Consider the following 17,913-nt stretch of genomic DNA (forward strand, 5'->3'; position numbering starts at 1 on the left):
CCGCGACTGTTCAGCGGGAGCCCTGCTCGAGCTTGTCGAGCGGGGCGTCGCCGCCCGCGTCGGGCAGCACCCAGATCGCCACATTCGCCAGCGCTACCACGGCGAGGAGCACCATTAGCAGCGCGTTCCTCGTTGCCCCCGTCCGCCGCCACAGGAAGATCGCGCCGATCACCAGCAGGATGGCAGCGAGGACGGTAATCGAGAGGACGGCATCGAGCATGGCGGTTCCATACCCGGCCCCCACTCTACTGCAAGCCGCCACTGCACGCCGTCTCCGCGGAACAGGCCGGGGACTGGCCCGTTCGCAATAGCAAAGGAGACGGCACGATGAGCATTTTCGGCAGAATCAAGGACGCGATTTTCGGCAGCGATGCCGAGGCGCAGGAAACGCCCCGGCCCAAGCCGACCGGAAATGCCTGGGCCGACGCGCCGGTGGTCGAGCCGAAGGCCCGCCCGATGGTCGATATCGAGAGCAATCTCGACAACATGCCCGGGGCCGACCGCCTCAACTGGCGCACGTCGATCGTCGACCTGATGAAACTGATCGGGGTGGATTCCGATTACGAGAGCCGCAAGGCGCTGGCCGGCGAGCTGGGCCGCGTGGATTACACCGGCAGCGCCGAAGACAATGTCTGGCTGCACCGCCGCGTGATGAACGAACTCGGCGCCAATGGCGGCCAGGTACCTGCCGAATTCCGCGATTGATTTGACAGGCTTGCGCGCGGGCAGCACACCTTCGCGCATGACCCAGACCAGCCTTTCCATCACCCGTCGCCAGGCCCTCGCAGGGCTTGGCGCCACTTCCGCCCTGGCGCTTTCCGGATGCGCCGCCAGCGCGCGTCCCGAAGCGATTGCGCAGGCGCGTGTCATCGGGGCGCAGCGCCTGCTCGAAGTCGTGGGGTACAACCTGCTCGAACACGAACCCGAGCGGGCGACCGCACTGGGCGTCGACACGGGCCGCCATGCCTATCTGCGCGGCCGGCTCGAAGACCAGTCGCCCGCCGGCCAGCAGGCCTATGCCGCAACCCTGCGGCAGGACCTCGCGCATGTCCGCTCCTTCCCGCGCGAGGGGCTAGACAGCGAAACCCTGACCAGCCTCGACGTGGTCGAAAGCGCCTATGATCTCGCGCTCGACGGCTTTGCCCTGCCCTATGGCGATACGCCCGTCGGCAACTGGCGCACCGCGCCTTATGTCGTGATCCAGAACGTCGGCGAATATCTGGCGCTGCCGCGCTTCATGCAGTCGAACCACAAGGTCGAGAACGGCGACGATGCCGACGCCTATATCGAACGGATGGAGCAGATGCCCACCACCTTCGACGGCGAACTGGCGCGCATCAGCGCGGCGCGCGCCATGGGCGTGGTGCCGCCTGCCTTCCTGCTCGACAAGGCGATCGGGCAGATGCAGCAGACCATCGCCAGCGCGGGCAAGGGCGAACTGTTCGCCGCCGATCTGCGCAGCAAGCTGCAGGCCGCGGGCATGCCCGAAAGCCACGCCAATCGCGCGGCGATCCTCGAAGCCGGACCGATTGCCGAAGCGCTGACGCGGCAGCTCGAGGAATTGCGCGCCGAACGCGCGGTCGCCAGCGATGCGCCGGGCATGTCCGCGCGTCCGCGCGGCGACGAATTTTACGCCTGGGCCCTGCGTTCGAGCACCACCACGCGGCTGACGCCCGACGAGGTGCACGAGCAGGGGCTGGACGAACTCGCCGCGCTCCACGCGCGCATGGACCCGATCCTGCGCAGCATCGGCTATACCAGCGGTTCGGTGGGCGAGCGCATGCAGGCGCTGTCGCAGGATCCACGTTACAAGTTCGCCGAGGGCGATCCGGGCCGCACCGAGATCATGGATTTCATCGCCGAGCGGGTCGAGTGGATCAAGGCGCAGATGCCGCGCGCCTTCAACACGCTGGTCGATCCGAACATGGAAGTGCGCCGCATCCCGCCGGCCGAAGAAGTCGGCGCGCCGGGCGCCTATGGCGGCGCGGGCAGCAAGGACGGCAGCATCCCCGGGCGGTTCTGGATCAATTTGCGCACCACCGACCTGCACCGCAAATACGACCTCGCCGACCTCACCTATCACGAGACGATCCCGGGCCACGTCTGGGAAGGCGAATACTCCAACCGGCTGCCGCTGATCCGCTCGATTCTCGCCTTCAACCCGTTCAGCGAAGGCTGGGCGCTCTATGGCGAGCAGATCGCCGACGAACTGGGCGCCTATGACGGGTTCGAGGTCGGCCGGCTGGGCTATCTTCAAAGCCTCGCCTTTCGCGCCTGCCGCATGGTGGTGGATACCGGGCTGCACGCCAAGGGCTGGAGCCGCGCGAAGGCGGTCGATTTCTTCGTCACGCGCAATGGCAGCAAGCCCGCCGAGGTCGAGAGCGAGGTCGATCGCTATTGTAGCTGGCCGGGCCAGGCGACCGGCTACAAGCTGGGACACAGCCGTATCGTCGACCAGCGCGCACGGGCGCAGCGCGAACTGGGCCAGGCCTATGATTTCAAAGCGTTCAACGACGCGGTCGTGCTCGGCGGCAACGTGCCGCTGGATGTGCTCGAAAAGAACGTCGACCGCTATATCGCGGCAGCACGCAGCTGACGCATTTGTCATGGAAATGCGGCTCCCTGCCGCTAGGCTGACGGCAGCAACAACACGACAGGGGGTCGCAACCATGTTCAGACTTGTCGCTGCCATCGCAGCGCTATCTTTCGCCTTGCCTGCACAGGCCGACTGGCATGTCGCCGAATCGGATCATTTTGTTATCTATGCCGATGATCGCTGGCAGGACCTGCAGGAATTCGGGGAAGCGCTGGAGCGCTATCATGCGGCGCTCAACGTGCTTCAGATGCGCGAGAACACGGTCCCCAGCCCGTCCAACCGGCTGACCATTTTCGTCGTCGGCAGCGAGGGCAGGCTCCGCAAGCTGGCCAGCGACAAATCGAACAATGTGGCGGGCTTCTATATTCCGCGCGCGGGATCTTCGCGTGCGTTCGTGCCCAGGATCAGCATGCGTGGGCGCGAGACCGACATCTCGGTCACCATCCTGCTACACGAATACGCGCATCACTATCTCATGTCGCGCACATCGAGCGCACTGCCGCGCTGGGTCAATGAAGGCGCGGCGGAATTCTATGCCTCGGCAAAATTCGATAACGATGGCGGGATCGCGATCGGTCGCCCAGCCTATCACCGCGCTGCAGAACTCTACCTTGCCAACGACGTCAGCGTTCACGAGCTGATCGATCCCGAACTGTATGCGAAAAACAAAAGCCGCCGCTTCGACGCCTACTATGGCCGCGCATGGGCGCTGTTTCACTACCTCTATTTTGCCAAGGATCGCGCCGGGCAAATGACCGAATACCTCCGTCTGATAATGGCGGGCTCCGAACAGACCGAGGCGGCAGTGGCGGCGTTCGGCGATCTGGATGCGCTGCAGAAGGATCTGGATCGCTATATCGCTCAGCGGCGGATGAAGGTGTACACATTGCCGGCCCATATGCTGCCGACCAATCCAGTGACGGTCCGCCGCCTGTCGGATGGCGAGGCCGAAATGATGCCGCTACGTATCCGTTCGCAGCGTGGTGTCGGCCGTGAAGAGGCGCTCGAACTGCTCCCCGATGTGCGCGAGGTTGCGGCGGACTATCCGCGAGACGCGGGTGTGCTGGCGGCCTTGGCGGAAGCCGAGTACGACGCGGGCAATCTTGATGCCGCCATCGCAGCGGCCGATGCGGCGATCGCGATCGATCCAGCGCGCAAGAACGCTTATGTCCAGAAGGGCTACGCACTGTTCACCCAGGCCGCGGACGCCGAGGACGAAACGGCGGCCTACAAGGAAGCGATGAAGCCCTTCACGGCGCTCAACCGCCTGGAGAATGACCACCCGCTACCGCTGATCCATTACTATCGCAGCTTCACCGAGCGCGGAGTGGAGCCCAGCGAGACCGCCAGGCACGCGCTCGACCGCGCGGCGCAGCTTGCGCCGTTCGATCACGGTCTGGCAGTCAATGCGGCGCTGATGCATGCGAAGATCGGCAATATCGCGGCCGCGCGCCAGTATCTCATACCGGTCGCAGCCAACCCGCATGGTGGCAGCGCTGCTCGGCAGGCGCAGGTGCTGCTCGACCAGCTGGAGAACGCCGAAGAAGGCACGCCGTGGCGGCGGCAGCCGGTTGTCGATCTGACCCGGGCCCTTAGCTCCATCGCCAGGTCCGTGGCCGAGAAGGAACCGCAGCAGGCAGAGGATGGCGACGAGGCGGATCGGCCAGAGTAATGCGCCGGCGGAGGCGTTCGCGCGGCATCCGCGCCAAGCTGCACTGAGCAAGGCACCAACCCGTCCAGGCGCTCGCGTTCTTGCGCGCGCCTGCGCCGCTGCAAATTAAAGCCCCCGGTCCGCGTCGCCGCGGCCGGGGGTCTCCTCTCCAACTCGTTCACCCCCAAGCGGGGTGTATCCGGATCAGGCAACGACCGATTTGCTCGGCGCTGCATCGCGCACGCCCTGGTCGACATGCGCTGCGAAGGGTTCGAAATTGTCGACGAAAAGCTGCACCAGCTTGGTCGCGGTGCGATCGTATTCGTCCTTGTCGGTCCATGTCGACCGCGGGTCGAGAATGCCCGTATCGACGCCCGCGACCGCAACCGGCACTTCGAAACCGAAGTTGGGGTCCTTGCGGAATTCGGCGTCGTTGAGCGACCCGTCGAGCGCCGCATTGAGCAGCGCACGGGTGGCCTTGATCGGCATCCGGCTGCCGGTACCGTACTTGCCACCGGTCCAGCCGGTGTTGACCAGCCAGCACTGCACCCCGCCCTTGGCGATGCGTTCTTTGAGCAGGTTGCCGTAAACGCTGGGGTGGCGCGGCATGAAGGGCGCGCCGAAGCAGGTGCTGAAAGTCGCTTCCGGTTCGGTCACGCCGATTTCGGTGCCCGCGACCTTGGCGGTATAACCCGAGAGGAAATAATACATCGCCTGGTCGGGCGTGAGCCGCGCGATCGGAGGCAGCACGCCGAAAGCATCGGCGGTCAGCATGATTACGTTAGACGGGATCGGGCCGAGGTTCTTTTCGCTGGTGTTCGGTATCGACGACAGCGGATAGGCGCCGCGGGTGTTCTCGGCGAGGCTGTTGTCGTCGAGATCGATTTCGCCCGCATCGTTCATCACGACGTTTTCGAGCACGGTGCCTTCCATCTTGGTGGTGGCGTAGATTTCCGGCTCGGCCTCGGGATTGAGGCGGATCATCTTGGCATAACAACCGCCTTCGAAGTTGAAGACCGCCGTATCCGACCAGCCATGCTCGTCATCGCCGATCAGCGTGCGGCTGGCATCGGCCGACAGCGTGGTCTTGCCGGTGCCCGACAGGCCGAAGAACACCGCGGTCTTGCCGTCGGGGCCGATGTTGGCGCTGCAGTGCATCGGCATCACGCCCTTGGCGGGCAGCAGGTAGTTGAGAATGCCGAAGACGCTCTTCTTCATCTCGCCGGCATATTTGGTGCCGCCGATCAGGATCAGCTTCTCTTCGAGATTGACCGCGATCACGGTCTCGCTGCGCGTGCCGTGGCGTTCGGGGTCGGCCTGGAAGCTGGGCAGGTCGATGATGGTGTATTCGGGCACGAAACCATCGAGCTCGGCTTCGGTCGGACGTACCAGCAGCGTACGGATGAACTGGTTGTGCCACGCGAGTTCGTTGATGACGCGCACGTTGACCCGGTGCTCGGGCTGCGAGCCGCCGAACAGGTCGGCGACGAAAAGCTCGCCCTTGTCCGCCACCGCCCTGAGGAAATCTTCCTTGAGCGCGGCGAAATGCGCCGGCGTCATCGAGGCATTGTTGTCCCACCATACGGTGTCTTCGGTTTCGGCGTTGCGGACGATGAACTTGTCCTTCGCGCTGCGGCCCGTGTGCTTGCCCGTTTCGACCACCAGCGGACCGTCCTTGGCGCGGCGGCCCTCGCTGCGCTCCAGCGCGGCGGCGGTCAGCTCTTCCGAAGTCAGGTTGGGATGGATGGTGGCGGAAGTCTCGATGCCCTGGTCGGCAAGCGAATGGGAAAGCGAAAAGGTCACTGAATTCTCCAGCGCGGGATGCGGGTTCGTCCGGGAATCGCTCGCGCATACGAATGCGTGAGGTTCCCGGCAGGCAATAGTCATCCCCGGCCTCGACGTCAAACCGGTGCCCGCACCGCGAGTAGCGGCGAAGAATTCGCGCCGCGTTGTCTTGCCCGGCCATTGCGGCTAGGTCCGAACGATGGAAGTCACCGGCGCAGAAACGGCCCCCAGGGGCGACGAAAACCGCACCGTCATCGCGCTGGTCGACGATGATCGCAACATCCTCACCACCGTCTCGATTGCGCTGCAGGCCGAAGGCTTCGACACGCGCGTCTATTCGGATGGCGAAGCCGCGCTGGGCGCACTGCTGTCGAACCCGCCCGATCTGGCGATCTTCGATATCAAGATGCCCAAGATGGACGGGATGGAATTGCTGCGCCGGCTGCGCGAACAATCGCCGCTGCCGGTCATCTTCCTGACCAGCAAGGATGACGAGACCGACGAGCAGGCCGGTTTCGAAATGGGCGCGGACGATTACATCGCCAAGCCGTTCAGCCTGCGCCTGCTGCTGGCCCGCATTCGCGCGATCCTGCGCCGCAGCGGCGGCGATCACCCGCTGCTGTTGTCGGAACAGTTCGACGACAAGCCCGGCGAAGTGCTCGAACGCGGGCGTCTGTTCATGGACCCTGCCCGCCACCATGCCACATGGGACGGCGAACCGGTGTCGCTGACGGTGACTGAATTTCTCCTGCTCGAAGCGCTCGCGGCACGCCCCGGCGTGATCAAGAGCCGCAACCAGCTGATGGATGCCGCCTATCCCGACGATGTCTTCGTCGACGACCGCACGGTCGACAGCCACATCAAGCGCATGCGCCGCAAGTTCCGCAGCGTCGACCCGGACTTTTCCGCGATCGAGACGCTGTACGGCGCAGGCTACAGTTTCAACGAAGGTTGATCCGGACGCCCACCATGTCCGAAACCGGCAGTGTCCTCAAAGGCGATCCGCGGATCGAGAAGCTGCGCTGGTCGCGCCGCCTGTCGCTCACCAGCCGAATCCTTTTCGTCAATGTCCTGCCGCTGGTGCTGCTTGGCGGCGGGGTCATCTATGTCGACGCCTATCGCAAGCAATTGCTCGACGAACGCTTCAAGCTGGCCCTCGTTGAAGCCCAGATCACTGCCGAAGCGCTGGCCGGGGCAACCCCGCAGCGGCAGGAAGCACTGCTGATCCAGATCGGCAAGGAACAGCGGCTGCGCCTGCGCGTCTACGGCCCCGACGGGAAGCTCGAAGCCGACAGTTTCAGGCTCGCCCCGCCCAGCTTCACGCTGCCGCAGGCCAAGGAGGTCGACCAGGATGCCTTCGCCTTGCAGCTCGACCGCTGGTTCGACCGCGTGGTCGGTGCGCCCTCGCTGCCCGATTACGTCGAGCCCGAAACCGATGACGCCGCCGACTGGCCCGAACTGACCCGCGCCCGCGAAGACAGCCTCACGCAGATCGTGCTGCGCGATGCCCCCGACGGGACGCATGTGATCAATGCCGCCGCGCCGGTGGGGCTGGAGGGCGACACACTGCTGCTCACGCGCAATCCGGTCGATATCACCGAAAGCGTGCGGCAGGCGCGTTCGACGGTAGCGCTGATCGTGCTGCTGGCGCTGGTTATCTCGACCCTGCTGTCGCTGTTCCTCGCGCAGACGATCGTGCGGCCCCTGCGCGAACTGGTGCAGGCCGCGGTGCGCGTGCGGCAGGGCCGCGACCGGCAGGTCGAAGTGCCACGACTGCCGCAGCGACGCGACGAAATCGGCATGCTCGCGCGCTCGATCTCCGACATGACCGCTGCCCTGCGCCAGCGGATCGACGCGGTCGAACATTTCGCCGCCGACGTCGCGCATGAAATCAAGAACCCGCTCGCATCGCTGCGCAGCGCCACCGAATCGCTGGGCAAGGTCGAAGACCCGGCGCTGCGCGCGCAATTGCTCGAGATCGCGACGCATGACGTCCGCCGGATCGACCGGCTGGTCACCGAGATTTCCGATGCCAGCCGGATCGACGCGGAAATGTCTCGCACCGAGTTCGAACCGGTCGACCTCGCGCAGCTGCTGTGCACCATCGCCGAAAACCGCGCCGCGCGGGACGAGAACGAAGGGCGTCAGCTCGAGATATCCGGCGCCGACCGCCCGGCGAGGGTCATGGGCGTCCCCGTCCGGCTCGAGCGGGTGATCCAGAACCTGCTCGACAATGCCGTGTCCTTTTCGCCGCCGGGCGGGCGGATCTGGGCCGACATCGTGCAGCGCGAGGACTGGATCACGCTGACCATCTGCGACGAGGGACCGGGCATCCCCGAGGAAAAGCGCGAGAAAGTGTTCCAGCGCTTCCATTCGGATCGCCCGGCAGAAGAAGACTTCGGCAACCATTCGGGCCTGGGCCTCGCCATCGCGCGGACCATCGCCGAAGCGCATGACGGCACGCTGCTGGCGACGTCGCGGAGGGACGGCCAGAGCGGCGCGTGCCTCGAACTCGGCCTGCCCAAAAAGCGATGAGCACGCAGGTCCTTGCCAATGTGAGCGCAGTGGTCGTGGACGGACAGGTCCTGCTGATCGAAGGCCCGCCGGGCGCCGGCAAGTCCGCGCTGGCGCTGGCGCTGATCGATCGCGGCGCGGTGCTGGTGGGCGACGATGCCGTTACCATCGCGCGCCGCAGCGACCGGCTGCACGGATCGCCCCCGCCCCACACCGCCGGGCTGGTCGAAGTGCGCAATGTCGGCGTGATCGAACTGCCGGTGGGCGAAGGCCCGGTCGCGCTGCTGCTCAGCCTCGATCCGGGGGCCGCGAGGTTCCCGCTCGAAATCGCCACGCGCACGATCGCAGGCGTCGCAATCCCCGTGCTGCCCTTCGCGCCGGGCGATGCGGCGCAGGCCCTGCGCGCCGAACACGCGCTGCGCGAACACGGTCTCCCCCTCCCCAAACCCGGCGAAAGCGCATAGGCACGGCGCCCATGGCCGACGAATCGCTTCCCGTGCAGCACATCCTCCTCGTCACCGGCGTTTCGGGCGCGGGGAAATCGACCGCGCTGCAGGTGCTCGAGGATCTCGGCTGGGAAACGATCGACAATTTTCCCATCCGGCTGCTCGGCCGGCTGGTCGGCGCCAAGGCGGACAATTCGCGCCTCGCGATCGGTGTCGATTCGCGGACCCGCGGTTTCGTGCCGTCGAAGGTCATCGAACAGTTCAAGAAGTTCGACGAGCGCGACGACGTCGAAGTGACCACCATGTTCGTCGACTGCGGCAGCGGCGAACTCGAACGGCGCTACAACGAGACACGCCGCCCGCACCCGATGGCGCGCGGCCGCACCGCGATGGACGGCATCAAGGCCGAACGCGAACTGCTCGAACCGCTGCGCCGCTGGGCCGATATGGTGATCGACACAACCGACTATTCGACCAACCACCTGCAGCAGGTCGTGCGCGAACGGTTCGCCGACCGGGCGGATCAGACGATGGCCGTGACCATGACCAGCTTCGGCTTCTCGCGCGGGATCCCGCCGCTGGCCGACCTGCTGTTCGACATGCGGTTCCTCGACAATCCCCACTGGGCCCCGGGGCTGCGCGAACAGACCGGGCTCGATGCCCCGGTGGGCGAACACATCCTCGCCGATCCTGCCTTTGAACCCGTTTTCAGCCGGATCATCGACCTGCTGCTCGAAGCGCTGCCGCATTATGCGAGCCAGGGGCGCAGCTACCTCAACATCGCCTTCGGCTGTACCGGGGGAGACACCGGTCCGTCTTCAGTGCGGAACGCGCGGCCGCGGTCTTGCGCGAAGCCGGATTTTCGCCCACGGTTATACACCGCAATCTTGGTTCACGCCCGGCCGACCCGCTCGAACGCGGATAGACCGGGGGCCAAGGAATGGTTAAGCGCCTCGCAGATACAATTTCGGGCATCGCAAACGGAACTGAAGCTGCATGATCGGCATGATCCTCGTCACCCACGGCCGCCTGGCTGACCATTTCATCGATGCGATGGAGCATGTGGTGGGCAAGCAGGAAGGCGTCGCCACGATCTGTATCGGTCCCAATGACGATATGGAGCAACGCCGCGCCGATATCGCCGATGCCATTCGCACGGTCGACCAGGGCCAGGGCGCGATCATCCTGACCGACCTGTTCGGCGGCACCCCGTCCAACCTCGCGATTTCGCTGCTCGACACCGGGCGCGTCGAAGTGATTGCGGGGATCAACCTGCCGATGCTCATCCGCCTGGCCGGCGCGCGCAAGAGCATGAATGTGGTCGATGCGGTCAACGCCGCGCAGACCGCCGGGCGCAATTACATCACGGTGGCCAGCGAGTTCCTCGGCCAGGACCTCGCCAGCGCGCGGAAAGCCTGTTGAGCGAGCAGCGCCGCAGCGTCGAGGTGGTCAACCAGCGCGGGCTGCACGCCCGCGCGAGCGCGAAGTTCGTCAATGCGGTCGCCGAGCTGCCCGAGGGCTGTTCGGTCCGTGTTGCCAAGGGCGAGCACGAGGCTGCCGGCGGATCGATCCTCGGCCTGATGATGCTGGGCGCCGCCAAGGGCGATATGATCGAGATCATCGTGACCGGCGAGGATGCCGAACCGGTGATCGAGAACCTCGCCGCCATGGTCGAGGATGGTTTCGGGGAACCGTGACGTGACGGTAGAGCGTCGCCACATCACCGGCTTTTCCAATCCCACCGTCAAGGCTTTGCGCGCACTGCGCGAGAAGAAACATCGCAAGGCCGCGGGCCGGTTCCTTGCCGAAGGGCTGCGGTTGCTGACCGACGCCCGCGAATGCGGCCATGTACCCGAAGTGCTGGTGCTGGCCGACCGCCGCGAACCGCACCCGCTGCTCGCCGCACTCGAGGCCTCGGTCGCCGCAGCGGGCGGCGAGATCATCGAGACCACGCCCGACATCCTCGCCAAGATCACCGGCAAGGACAACCCGCAGGCCGTGGCCGGGGTGTTTGCCGAATTCGGCACTGCGCTGGAAGCGATCGAGCGGGAGACGGCAGAGATCTGGCTGGTGGCGCAGGCGCTGCGCGATCCCGGCAATCTGGGCACCATGCTGCGCACCGGCGATGCGATCGGCGCCGGCGGGTTGATCCTGATCGACGATTGCGCCGATCCCTTCAGCGTCGAAGCGGTCCGTGCCAGCATGGGCGCGATCTTTACGCAGCGGGTCGCGCAGGCGCGGTGGGACGAATTCGAACCCTGGTTGCGCGGCGCGCGCGGCCAGCTGGTCGCGGCTAGCCTGCGCGATGCGCAGCCGTATCGCGGGGCGCCTTATGCCGCACCCTGCTTCGTCATGGTGGGCAACGAATCGCGCGGATTGCCGGAACCGTACGAAATGGCCTGCGACTTGCGCGTGACCATGCCGATGAAGGGCCGCGCCGACAGCCTCAATGCTGCCGTAGCCGCGGCGGTTCTGGGATACGAGGTTCTCGCCAGACTCGAGGGCTGACTTCGTGTCTGCCGGGGTCGCGGCGCTCAGGCCGGCTCGCAGGAACCGTGCAACCCGAACAGCTTCGCCACCACTTCCTCGGCCCCGCTGGGCTTGGCCATGATCGGCGCATTGAGTTCGCGCAGCGCTTCGCCCGTACGGTCGAGGTCGCCCGTGTGTAGCAGGAAGGGTACGCCGCGTTTCTTCAACTCCACCGCCACGGGTTCGCAGGTTTCGCTGCGGCCCAGGTTCACGTCGAGTACCGCGCCATCGATCTCGGTGGTCCGCAGCAGCTCGAAAGCTTCGTCGCAATTGACCGCCACGACCGCGCGCGCACCATCATCTTCGAAGGCGAGTTGCAGGTCGAGCGCGATGAAGGGCTCGTCTTCCAGGATCAGGATGGATTTCATGATGTCAGCGGCAATGAAATGGTCGCGTGCAAGCCGTCTTCCTCCCAGGCTCGGTCGAGCGTGCCGCGCGAATAGGACAGCAGCCGCTCGGCAATATCGAAACCGGTCCCGGTTTCCTCGGGTTTGCTGTGGATCGGCGGGCCGCCGCGTTCCACCCAATCGATCACCAGCGACTGGCGGCCATGGCGGTCTTCATCGTGGCGCCACGATACGGTGATAGTCCCGCCACCGTTCGACAGCGCCCCGTATTTCGATGCATTGGTCGCGAATTCGTGCAGCGTCAGCCCCAGCGCCGACACTGCATTGGGTTCGGTCCGCGCGCTGTCCCCGTCGAAGACGATCCGGTCGCCCTCGGGATCGTAGGGGGCCAGCACCGAGCGGATCGCCTGCCCCACCTCGATCGTGCCGAACGAGGCTTCGTCGAGAGTGGGCTCGTATGCGCGGCCAAGCGCCTTGATCCGTTCGTTGATCTTGCTCGCCAGTTCGCGCGCATTCATCGCGCGGCCGGTGATGTTCACGATACCGCCGATGACCGCAAAGACGTTCTTGAGCCGGTGCGACACTTCGCGCGCCATGACCTTGGCGTGCTTTTCCTCGGCGCGCGCCAGATGGATATCGCTGACATCCCACTGGCTGCCGAAGAAATAGCGCAGTTCGCCATCTTCATCGTAAATCGGGCCGAGGTGGAGCGCGTTCCAGAAGGTCGATCCGTCCTTGCGATAGTTGAGCAGCTCGACCACCAGCACGTCTTCATTGTCCACCGCATGCCGAAGCTTGGCGATCTGCTCGGAACTGGTCTTCGGGCCCTGGAGGAAACGGCAGTTGCGGCCGATGATCTCATCCTGCCGGTACCCGGTCAGTTTCTCGAACGCCTTGTTGCAGAATACGATGGGCTGGTCTTGCTGGTGCGGATCGGTCAGGCACACCGCCATCCGCGTCTGTGCCATGGCCTGCTCGAACAGCAGCCCGGTGGCGCCGGCGAAATTGTCCGAATCGGGGCTGAAGGTCCGGCCAGCCTGCTGGGACTGGTCGAAGGTGGCACGTTCGCCTCCACCATCACCGCGTTGCATGAGAAAGTCCTCGATCTGCTTCTACGGGCGAAACACGTCCTGCAGACGAACCCGTTTTGCGACCAACGTCGATCACGGACGAAGGTTTCCGCCCTAATCGGCCGCCGTGGACTTCGGCGTTCCCGCGCTTCCGATCTGTGCGGCATCCTCGGCATTGTAGCGCGGGGTCGCCTCGACCAGCGGGACATCGGGGATTTCGGCCTTGCCGATCTCGACCCCCTTCTCGGCCATCCGGCGCCCCGAGGACAGCACGTTGCGCTCGAAGCTGCCGACGAACTTGTTGTAATTGTTCACCGCGCTTTCGAGCCCGCCGCCGACCCGCTTGAGATGTTCCGAAGCGGCGCGCAGGCGATCGTAAAGCTCCGCCCCCATCGCACCGATCGCGCGCGCCTCGTCCGCCATCTTGTCCTGCCGCCAGACCTGCGCGACGGTGCGCGCGATCGCGACGAGATTGGTGGGCGTCGCGAGCAGCACCTTGTTGCGGAAGGCGAAGTCCCACAATTCGGGATCGTGTTCGAGCGCAGCGGCGACGAAATGCTCGCCGGGGACGAACATGACGACATAGTCGGGCGTGTCGTCGAACTGGCTCTGGTAACTTTTCGAACCGAGCGTCTGGACATGCCCGCGCATCGATTTCGCGTGCAGGTCGAGATGGCGCACGCGTTCACCCTCGTCATCGGCCTCGAACGCGGCCTGATAGGCGTTCAAGGAAACCTTGGCGTCGATTACCAGCTTCTTCTGGCCTGGCACATGGACCACCGCATCGGGACGCAGACGCCCCTCGTCGGTCTCGATCGAATGTTCGAGAATAAAATCGGTATGTTCGGACAGGCCGCATTGTTCGAGCACGTTCTGCAGCGCGCGTTCGCCCCAGCGGCCGCGCGCCTTGGGCGCGTTGGTGAGGCTGTTGCCGAGCCGCTGCGCCTCGCGCCGGACCTCTTCCTGGCCCAGCCGCATCTGTTCAATCTGCGCTGCGAGCGAGGAGAACGCATTGGTGCGCTTTTCCTCCAGCGCGGCGACCTGGTCCTCGTATTTCTTGAGCCGGTCGCCCACCGGCTGCAGCAATTCGCGAATCTTCGCTTCGGAGGTTTTCTCCGAATGCCCCAGCCGCTCGGTCGCGCGTTCGAGAAACGCATCCTGCGCCTTGGTCAGCACCGCCGAACCGGTGTTCTGGAATTCCTTGAGCATTTCCTCGCGCGCTTCGATCAGCAGGCGTTTCTGCTCGTCGAAATTGGCGGTCTTTTCCTTCAGCGTCGCAAGCTCGGCGCTGAGCGCCCCGTTATTGCGGCGCATTTCTTCTAGCACCGCCTCGTGCTGGCGGCGCGTTTCGCGCAATTCGCCGTCGAGCGCGTCGGCCCGCTCGGCGCGGACCGTGGCATTTTCAAGATCGACGATCGCCTTGCGGAACTTCGCATCGAGTTCCTTCGCCTCCGCATCACGCTCGCCATGGCGGGCCTGCCAGTCCTTGACCGGCGCGGAGCCGAAGCGGTGACCGAGGAAATATCCCAGCGCGAGGCCGAGGACGAGCACGATGATGGCTATGAGGGTCGGATCCATGGCGCGATCCTACGCGGAACGGAGAGAGAACGCTAGGTGCAGATCGCCACAATCAACACATGCGTCGCCCCTGCGCAGGCAGGGGTTCAGATGCCCTGTCGCGAAGACGATAGCTTGGCTGGATCCCCGCCTGCGCGGGGATGACGCAATTGTGTGGGAAACGCTTACGCCGCTTCGCGCAGCTTCTTCAGCTTCTTGAGCGCCATGTTGCGCTTGAGGCGGCTGAGGTGGTCGATGAACAGGATGCCTTCGAGATGGTCCATCTCGTGCTGGATGCAGGTGGCCATCAGGCCTTCCATGTCCTCTTCATGCGTTTCGCCCTCGAGGTCCTGATAGCGCACGCGGCAGGTCGCCGGGCGGTCAACATCGGCGAAGATGTCGGGGACCGAGAGGCAGCCTTCCTGGTAGCTGGCGAGGTCTTCCGCGGGATCGAGGATTTCGGGGTTGATGAACACCCGCGGTTCCTTCTTCGTCGGATAGTGGACGTGTTCGTGCCCGTCGTGATTGCACGGCTCGGGCTCGGCGTCGGTATCCTCGGGCTGGAGGTCGATCACCAGCACGCGCTTGGGCACGCCGACCTGGATCGCGGCCAGGCCGATACCGGGCGCGGCATACATGGTTTCGAACATGTCGGAGACGAGTTCGTTCAGCTCGTCACCGAATTCGGTGACGGGTTCGGACACGGTTTTGAGCCGGGGATCCGGCACTTCGAGGATTTCACGGATAGCCATGGGTTGCCAGATAGTCGCGCCATGCGGATTCTTCAATTGTTCGTTGCGTGCGCGCCGGACTTCCGTCCGGCTCTTGCTGTACCAGCCCACGCCCCCTCCCGGCCCCCCATAGAATACCGTGCCGTGGGTGGCCGGGAGGGGGCGTGGGATGGCACAGCCGCAAGGGAAGCGCGGACGCGCTTCCCGCACGCATCAAAAACCTACCCCAGCGGCCGCCGCGCGCGTAGCGCCTGGGCGAGCGTGCCTTCGTCGAGATAATCGAGCTCGCCGCCCACCGGCAGGCCGTGCGCGAGCTGCGTGATGCGCACGGGATGCTCCTCGAGCCGTTCGGCAAGGTAATGCGCGGTCGTCTGCCCTTCGAGCGTGGCGTTCATCGCCAGCACCACTTCGTCCACCCCGCCCGCCTCCACGCGCGCCAGCAATTGCGCGATATTGAGGTCTTCGGGCCGCACACCGTCGAGCGCGGACAGCTTGCCGCCGAGCACGTGGTATTTCCCGGTGAACAGCTTCGCGCGGTCGAGCGCCCACAGGTCGGCGACATCCTCGACCACGCAGAGCGATTTCAGGTCGCGCCGCGGATCGCGGCAGATCCCGCACGGGTTGGTGGTGTCGACATTGCCGCAGGTGTCGCATTCAACCAGCGCTTCGCCCACCGTGGCGAGCGCTTCGAGCAGTGCGGGCAGCGCGCTTTCGCGGCGCTTGACCAGCCACAGCACCGCGCGCCGGGCGCTGCGCGGTCCGAGCCCGGGCAGGCGCGCCAGCGCGGCGGCGAGGGTTTCGATCTCTTGCGATGCCATGGGGCGACAGATAGGGGCCGCAGCCAAACAGAGAAAGGCCAACCGTCCAATCATGCGCATAATCTTCATGGGAACGCCCGATTTCGCAGTGCCGACGCTGCAGGCGCTGGTCGATGCGGCGCATGAGGTGGTGTGCGTCTACACCCAGCCGCCGCGCCCCGGTGGCCGGCGCGGCAAGGAACTGACCCCCACCCCGGTGCACCAGCGCGCCAGCGATCTGGGGATCGAGGTCCGCCATCCCAAGTCGCTGAAATCTACAGAGGAGCAGCAAGCCTTCGCCGCACTCCACGCCGACGTCGCAGTGGTCGCTGCCTATGGGTTGATCTTGCCGCAGGCGGTGCTCGATGCACCTGCCAATGGCTGCCTCAACGTGCATGCCTCGATCCTGCCGCGCTGGCGCGGCGCAGCCCCGATCCACCGCGCGGTCATGGCCGGCGACACTGTCACCGGCGTCACGATCATGCAGATGGAGGCCGGGCTCGATACCGGCCCGATGCTGGCGATGGCGCGTACCCCGATCGAGGGCAAGACCACCGGCGAGCTTACCGAGGAACTGGCCGAACTCGGCGCGCAACTGATGGTCGGCACCTTGCGCGACCTCAAAATCCATGTGCCGATCGCGCAGGACGATGCCGATGCGACTTACGCCGCCAAGATCGACAAGGCCGAGGCGCGGATCGACTGGGACCGTCCGGCAGTGGAGGTGGTCCGGCATATCCACGGTCTCTCGCCCTTTCCCGGGGCCTGGTTCGAACTCGATGGCCAGCGGGTGAAACTGCTGCGCGCCGAGGTGGTCGAGGGGGCGGGCGCGCCCGGCGAAGTGCTCGACGAGCGGCTGGCGATCGCATGCAGCGAGGGGGCGATCCGTCCGCTCGAACTGCAACGCGCGGGCAAGCCGAAGATGGACCTGGACACTTTCCTGCGCGGCAATGCGGTGGCCAAGGGTGTCATTCTCGAATGACTGCTGACTTTATCCGTCACCCCCGCGAAGGCGGGGGCCCAGATACCCTCTCGCCAGTGCGCAAGGTTAGCTGGATTCCCGCCTGCGCGGGGGTGACGGGTATGGGGAGTATCGGCCGCCGATGACCCGCTTCGCGCTTACTCTCGAATTCGACGGGACGCCCTTCTTCGGCCTCCAGCGGCAGAAGGACGGGCCCAGCGTCCAGCAGGCGGTCGAGGAAGCGGCGTTTCGCGTGCTGGGCAAGGAGGTGCGGTTGCACAGCGCCGGCCGGACCGATGCGGGCGTGCACGCGATCGCGATGCGCAGCCATCTGGATGCCGAGAAGGACATCAAGCCTTACCGCCTGATGGAGGCGCTCAATGCGCACCTCCGCCCCGATCCCGTCGCGGTGACGCATTGCGCGATCGTCCCCGACGACTGGCATGCGCGCTTTTCCTGCACCGGGCGGTCCTATGTCTACCGGATTGCCAACCGCCGCGCGCCGCTGACGCTGGAACGCGGCCGGCTGTGGCAGGTGCCGCAGGAACTCGATGCGCAGGCCATGCACCGCGCGGCGCAAGCGCTGGTCGGGCTGCATGATTTCACCACCTTCCGCTCGGTGCATTGCCAGTCGGACAGTCCGGTGAAAACGCTCGATCGGCTCGATGTCGAGCAGGTGGCGACCCCGATGGGCACGGAAGTCCGCGTGCATGCCGCCGCGCGCAGCTTCCTCCATCACCAGGTCCGCTCGATGGTCGGCTGCCTCGCGCTGGTCGGGATGGGCCGCTGGCCCGAAGTGCGCATGGCCGAAGCGCTGGCCGCGCGCGACCGGCAGGAACTGGGATTGAACGCGCCGCCGCACGGCCTGTATTTCGTATCGGCGAGCTACCCCGCGGATAGTTGACCCAACGTCACCCTAGCCAAGCGCC

At 65.5% G+C, this 17,913-nt stretch carries 18 protein-coding genes and 1 pseudogene; 12 read left to right on the forward strand and 7 right to left on the reverse strand.

Features of this window, described 5'->3' with window-relative positions; genetic code table 11:
* Positions 1-10: 10 nt before the first annotated feature.
* A complete protein-coding gene (locus WKH79_RS06855) occupies positions 11-220 on the reverse strand; it encodes a hypothetical protein (RefSeq protein ID WP_050599838.1) in 210 nt (69 codons plus the stop codon).
* A 107-nt stretch (positions 221-327) separates the two neighbouring features.
* On the opposite strand from WKH79_RS06855, the gene WKH79_RS06860 reads away from it, so the two are divergent.
* The 3 genes from WKH79_RS06860 to WKH79_RS06870 all read left to right on the forward strand — a co-directional run bounded on the left by WKH79_RS06860 (position 328) and on the right by WKH79_RS06870 (position 4,268).
* On the forward strand, positions 328-705 hold the full coding sequence (locus tag WKH79_RS06860) for a DUF3597 domain-containing protein (RefSeq protein ID WP_230833868.1): 378 nt from the start codon (positions 328-330) through the stop codon (positions 703-705).
* A gap of 37 nt (positions 706-742) precedes the next feature.
* Positions 743-2,596: a DUF885 domain-containing protein gene (locus tag WKH79_RS06865; RefSeq protein ID WP_341860020.1), complete on the forward strand. Its 1,854-nt coding sequence runs from the start codon at positions 743-745 to the stop codon at positions 2,594-2,596.
* A gap of 73 nt (positions 2,597-2,669) precedes the next feature.
* On the forward strand, positions 2,670-4,268 hold the full coding sequence (locus tag WKH79_RS06870; RefSeq protein WP_341860021.1) for a DUF1570 domain-containing protein: 1,599 nt from the start codon (positions 2,670-2,672) through the stop codon (positions 4,266-4,268).
* 183 nt (positions 4,269-4,451) lie between these two features.
* Here the strand turns inward: WKH79_RS06870 and WKH79_RS06875 are convergent, their stop codons facing one another.
* A complete protein-coding gene (locus WKH79_RS06875) occupies positions 4,452-6,050 on the reverse strand; it encodes a phosphoenolpyruvate carboxykinase (RefSeq protein ID WP_341860022.1) in 1,599 nt (532 codons plus the stop codon).
* Positions 6,051-6,231: 181 nt separating this feature from the next.
* Here WKH79_RS06875 and WKH79_RS06880 point away from each other — a divergent pair, with 181 nt between their 5' ends.
* The 7 genes and pseudogenes from WKH79_RS06880 (at position 6,232) to WKH79_RS06910 (ending at position 11,500) form a co-directional block, all read left to right on the forward strand.
* Positions 6,232-6,987: a response regulator transcription factor gene (locus WKH79_RS06880; RefSeq protein WP_050599842.1), complete on the forward strand. Its 756-nt coding sequence runs from the start codon at positions 6,232-6,234 to the stop codon at positions 6,985-6,987.
* Positions 6,988-7,001: 14 nt separating this feature from the next.
* Entirely contained in the window at positions 7,002-8,567 is a 1,566-nt protein-coding gene (locus WKH79_RS06885; protein WP_050599843.1) for a stimulus-sensing domain-containing protein, read from the forward strand.
* Positions 8,564-9,010, forward strand: coding sequence for a serine kinase (locus WKH79_RS06890; RefSeq protein WP_341860023.1), 447 nt, complete (start codon positions 8,564-8,566; stop codon positions 9,008-9,010). Before WKH79_RS06885 ends, WKH79_RS06890 begins: the two co-directional genes overlap by 4 nt.
* An 11-nt stretch (positions 9,011-9,021) precedes the next feature.
* A pseudogene (rapZ, locus tag WKH79_RS06895) lies at positions 9,022-9,917 on the forward strand (RNase adapter RapZ).
* Positions 9,918-9,988: 71 nt separating this feature from the next.
* Positions 9,989-10,414, forward strand: a complete 426-nt coding sequence (locus tag WKH79_RS06900) for a PTS sugar transporter subunit IIA (protein WP_050599846.1) — start codon at positions 9,989-9,991, stop codon at positions 10,412-10,414.
* Complete coding sequence (locus tag WKH79_RS06905; RefSeq protein WP_341860024.1) at positions 10,411-10,689, forward strand: HPr family phosphocarrier protein; 279 nt, start codon at positions 10,411-10,413, stop codon at positions 10,687-10,689. The genes WKH79_RS06900 and WKH79_RS06905 overlap by 4 nt, the downstream gene beginning before the upstream one ends.
* A gap of 1 nt (position 10,690) precedes the next feature.
* Positions 10,691-11,500: an RNA methyltransferase gene (locus tag WKH79_RS06910; protein WP_341860025.1), complete on the forward strand. Its 810-nt coding sequence runs from the start codon at positions 10,691-10,693 to the stop codon at positions 11,498-11,500.
* Positions 11,501-11,526: 26 nt separating this feature from the next.
* Here the strand turns inward: WKH79_RS06910 and WKH79_RS06915 are convergent, their stop codons facing one another.
* From WKH79_RS06915 to recR, 5 genes are all read right to left on the reverse strand, one after another.
* Positions 11,527-11,889, reverse strand: a complete 363-nt coding sequence (locus WKH79_RS06915; protein ID WP_063505769.1) for a response regulator — start codon at positions 11,887-11,889, stop codon at positions 11,527-11,529.
* Entirely contained in the window at positions 11,886-12,959 is a 1,074-nt protein-coding gene (locus WKH79_RS06920; RefSeq protein ID WP_341860026.1) for a PAS domain-containing protein, read from the reverse strand. The genes WKH79_RS06915 and WKH79_RS06920 overlap by 4 nt, the downstream gene beginning before the upstream one ends.
* A gap of 93 nt (positions 12,960-13,052) precedes the next feature.
* Positions 13,053-14,516, reverse strand: a complete 1,464-nt coding sequence (gene rmuC / locus WKH79_RS06925) for a DNA recombination protein RmuC (RefSeq protein ID WP_341860027.1) — start codon at positions 14,514-14,516, stop codon at positions 13,053-13,055.
* Between the two features lie 164 nt (positions 14,517-14,680).
* On the reverse strand, positions 14,681-15,247 hold the full coding sequence (locus WKH79_RS06930) for a peptide deformylase (protein ID WP_269421010.1): 567 nt from the start codon (positions 15,245-15,247) through the stop codon (positions 14,681-14,683).
* A 200-nt stretch (positions 15,248-15,447) separates the two neighbouring features.
* Positions 15,448-16,044: a recombination mediator RecR gene (gene recR, locus WKH79_RS06935; protein WP_063506123.1), complete on the reverse strand. Its 597-nt coding sequence runs from the start codon at positions 16,042-16,044 to the stop codon at positions 15,448-15,450.
* Positions 16,045-16,096: 52 nt separating this feature from the next.
* Between recR and fmt the strand changes: the two genes are divergently transcribed.
* Both fmt and truA read left to right on the forward strand, forming a co-directional pair.
* Entirely contained in the window at positions 16,097-17,005 is a 909-nt protein-coding gene (gene fmt, locus WKH79_RS06940; protein ID WP_341860028.1) for a methionyl-tRNA formyltransferase, read from the forward strand.
* A gap of 121 nt (positions 17,006-17,126) precedes the next feature.
* Positions 17,127-17,888, forward strand: a complete 762-nt coding sequence (truA, locus tag WKH79_RS06945) for a tRNA pseudouridine(38-40) synthase TruA (RefSeq protein ID WP_341860029.1) — start codon at positions 17,127-17,129, stop codon at positions 17,886-17,888.
* The last annotated feature ends 25 nt before the right edge of the window (positions 17,889-17,913 follow it).

The sequence above is a fragment of the Qipengyuania sp. GPGPB31 genome, assembly GCF_038396345.1.
Taxonomy (GTDB): domain Bacteria; phylum Pseudomonadota; class Alphaproteobacteria; order Sphingomonadales; family Sphingomonadaceae; genus Qipengyuania; species Qipengyuania citrea.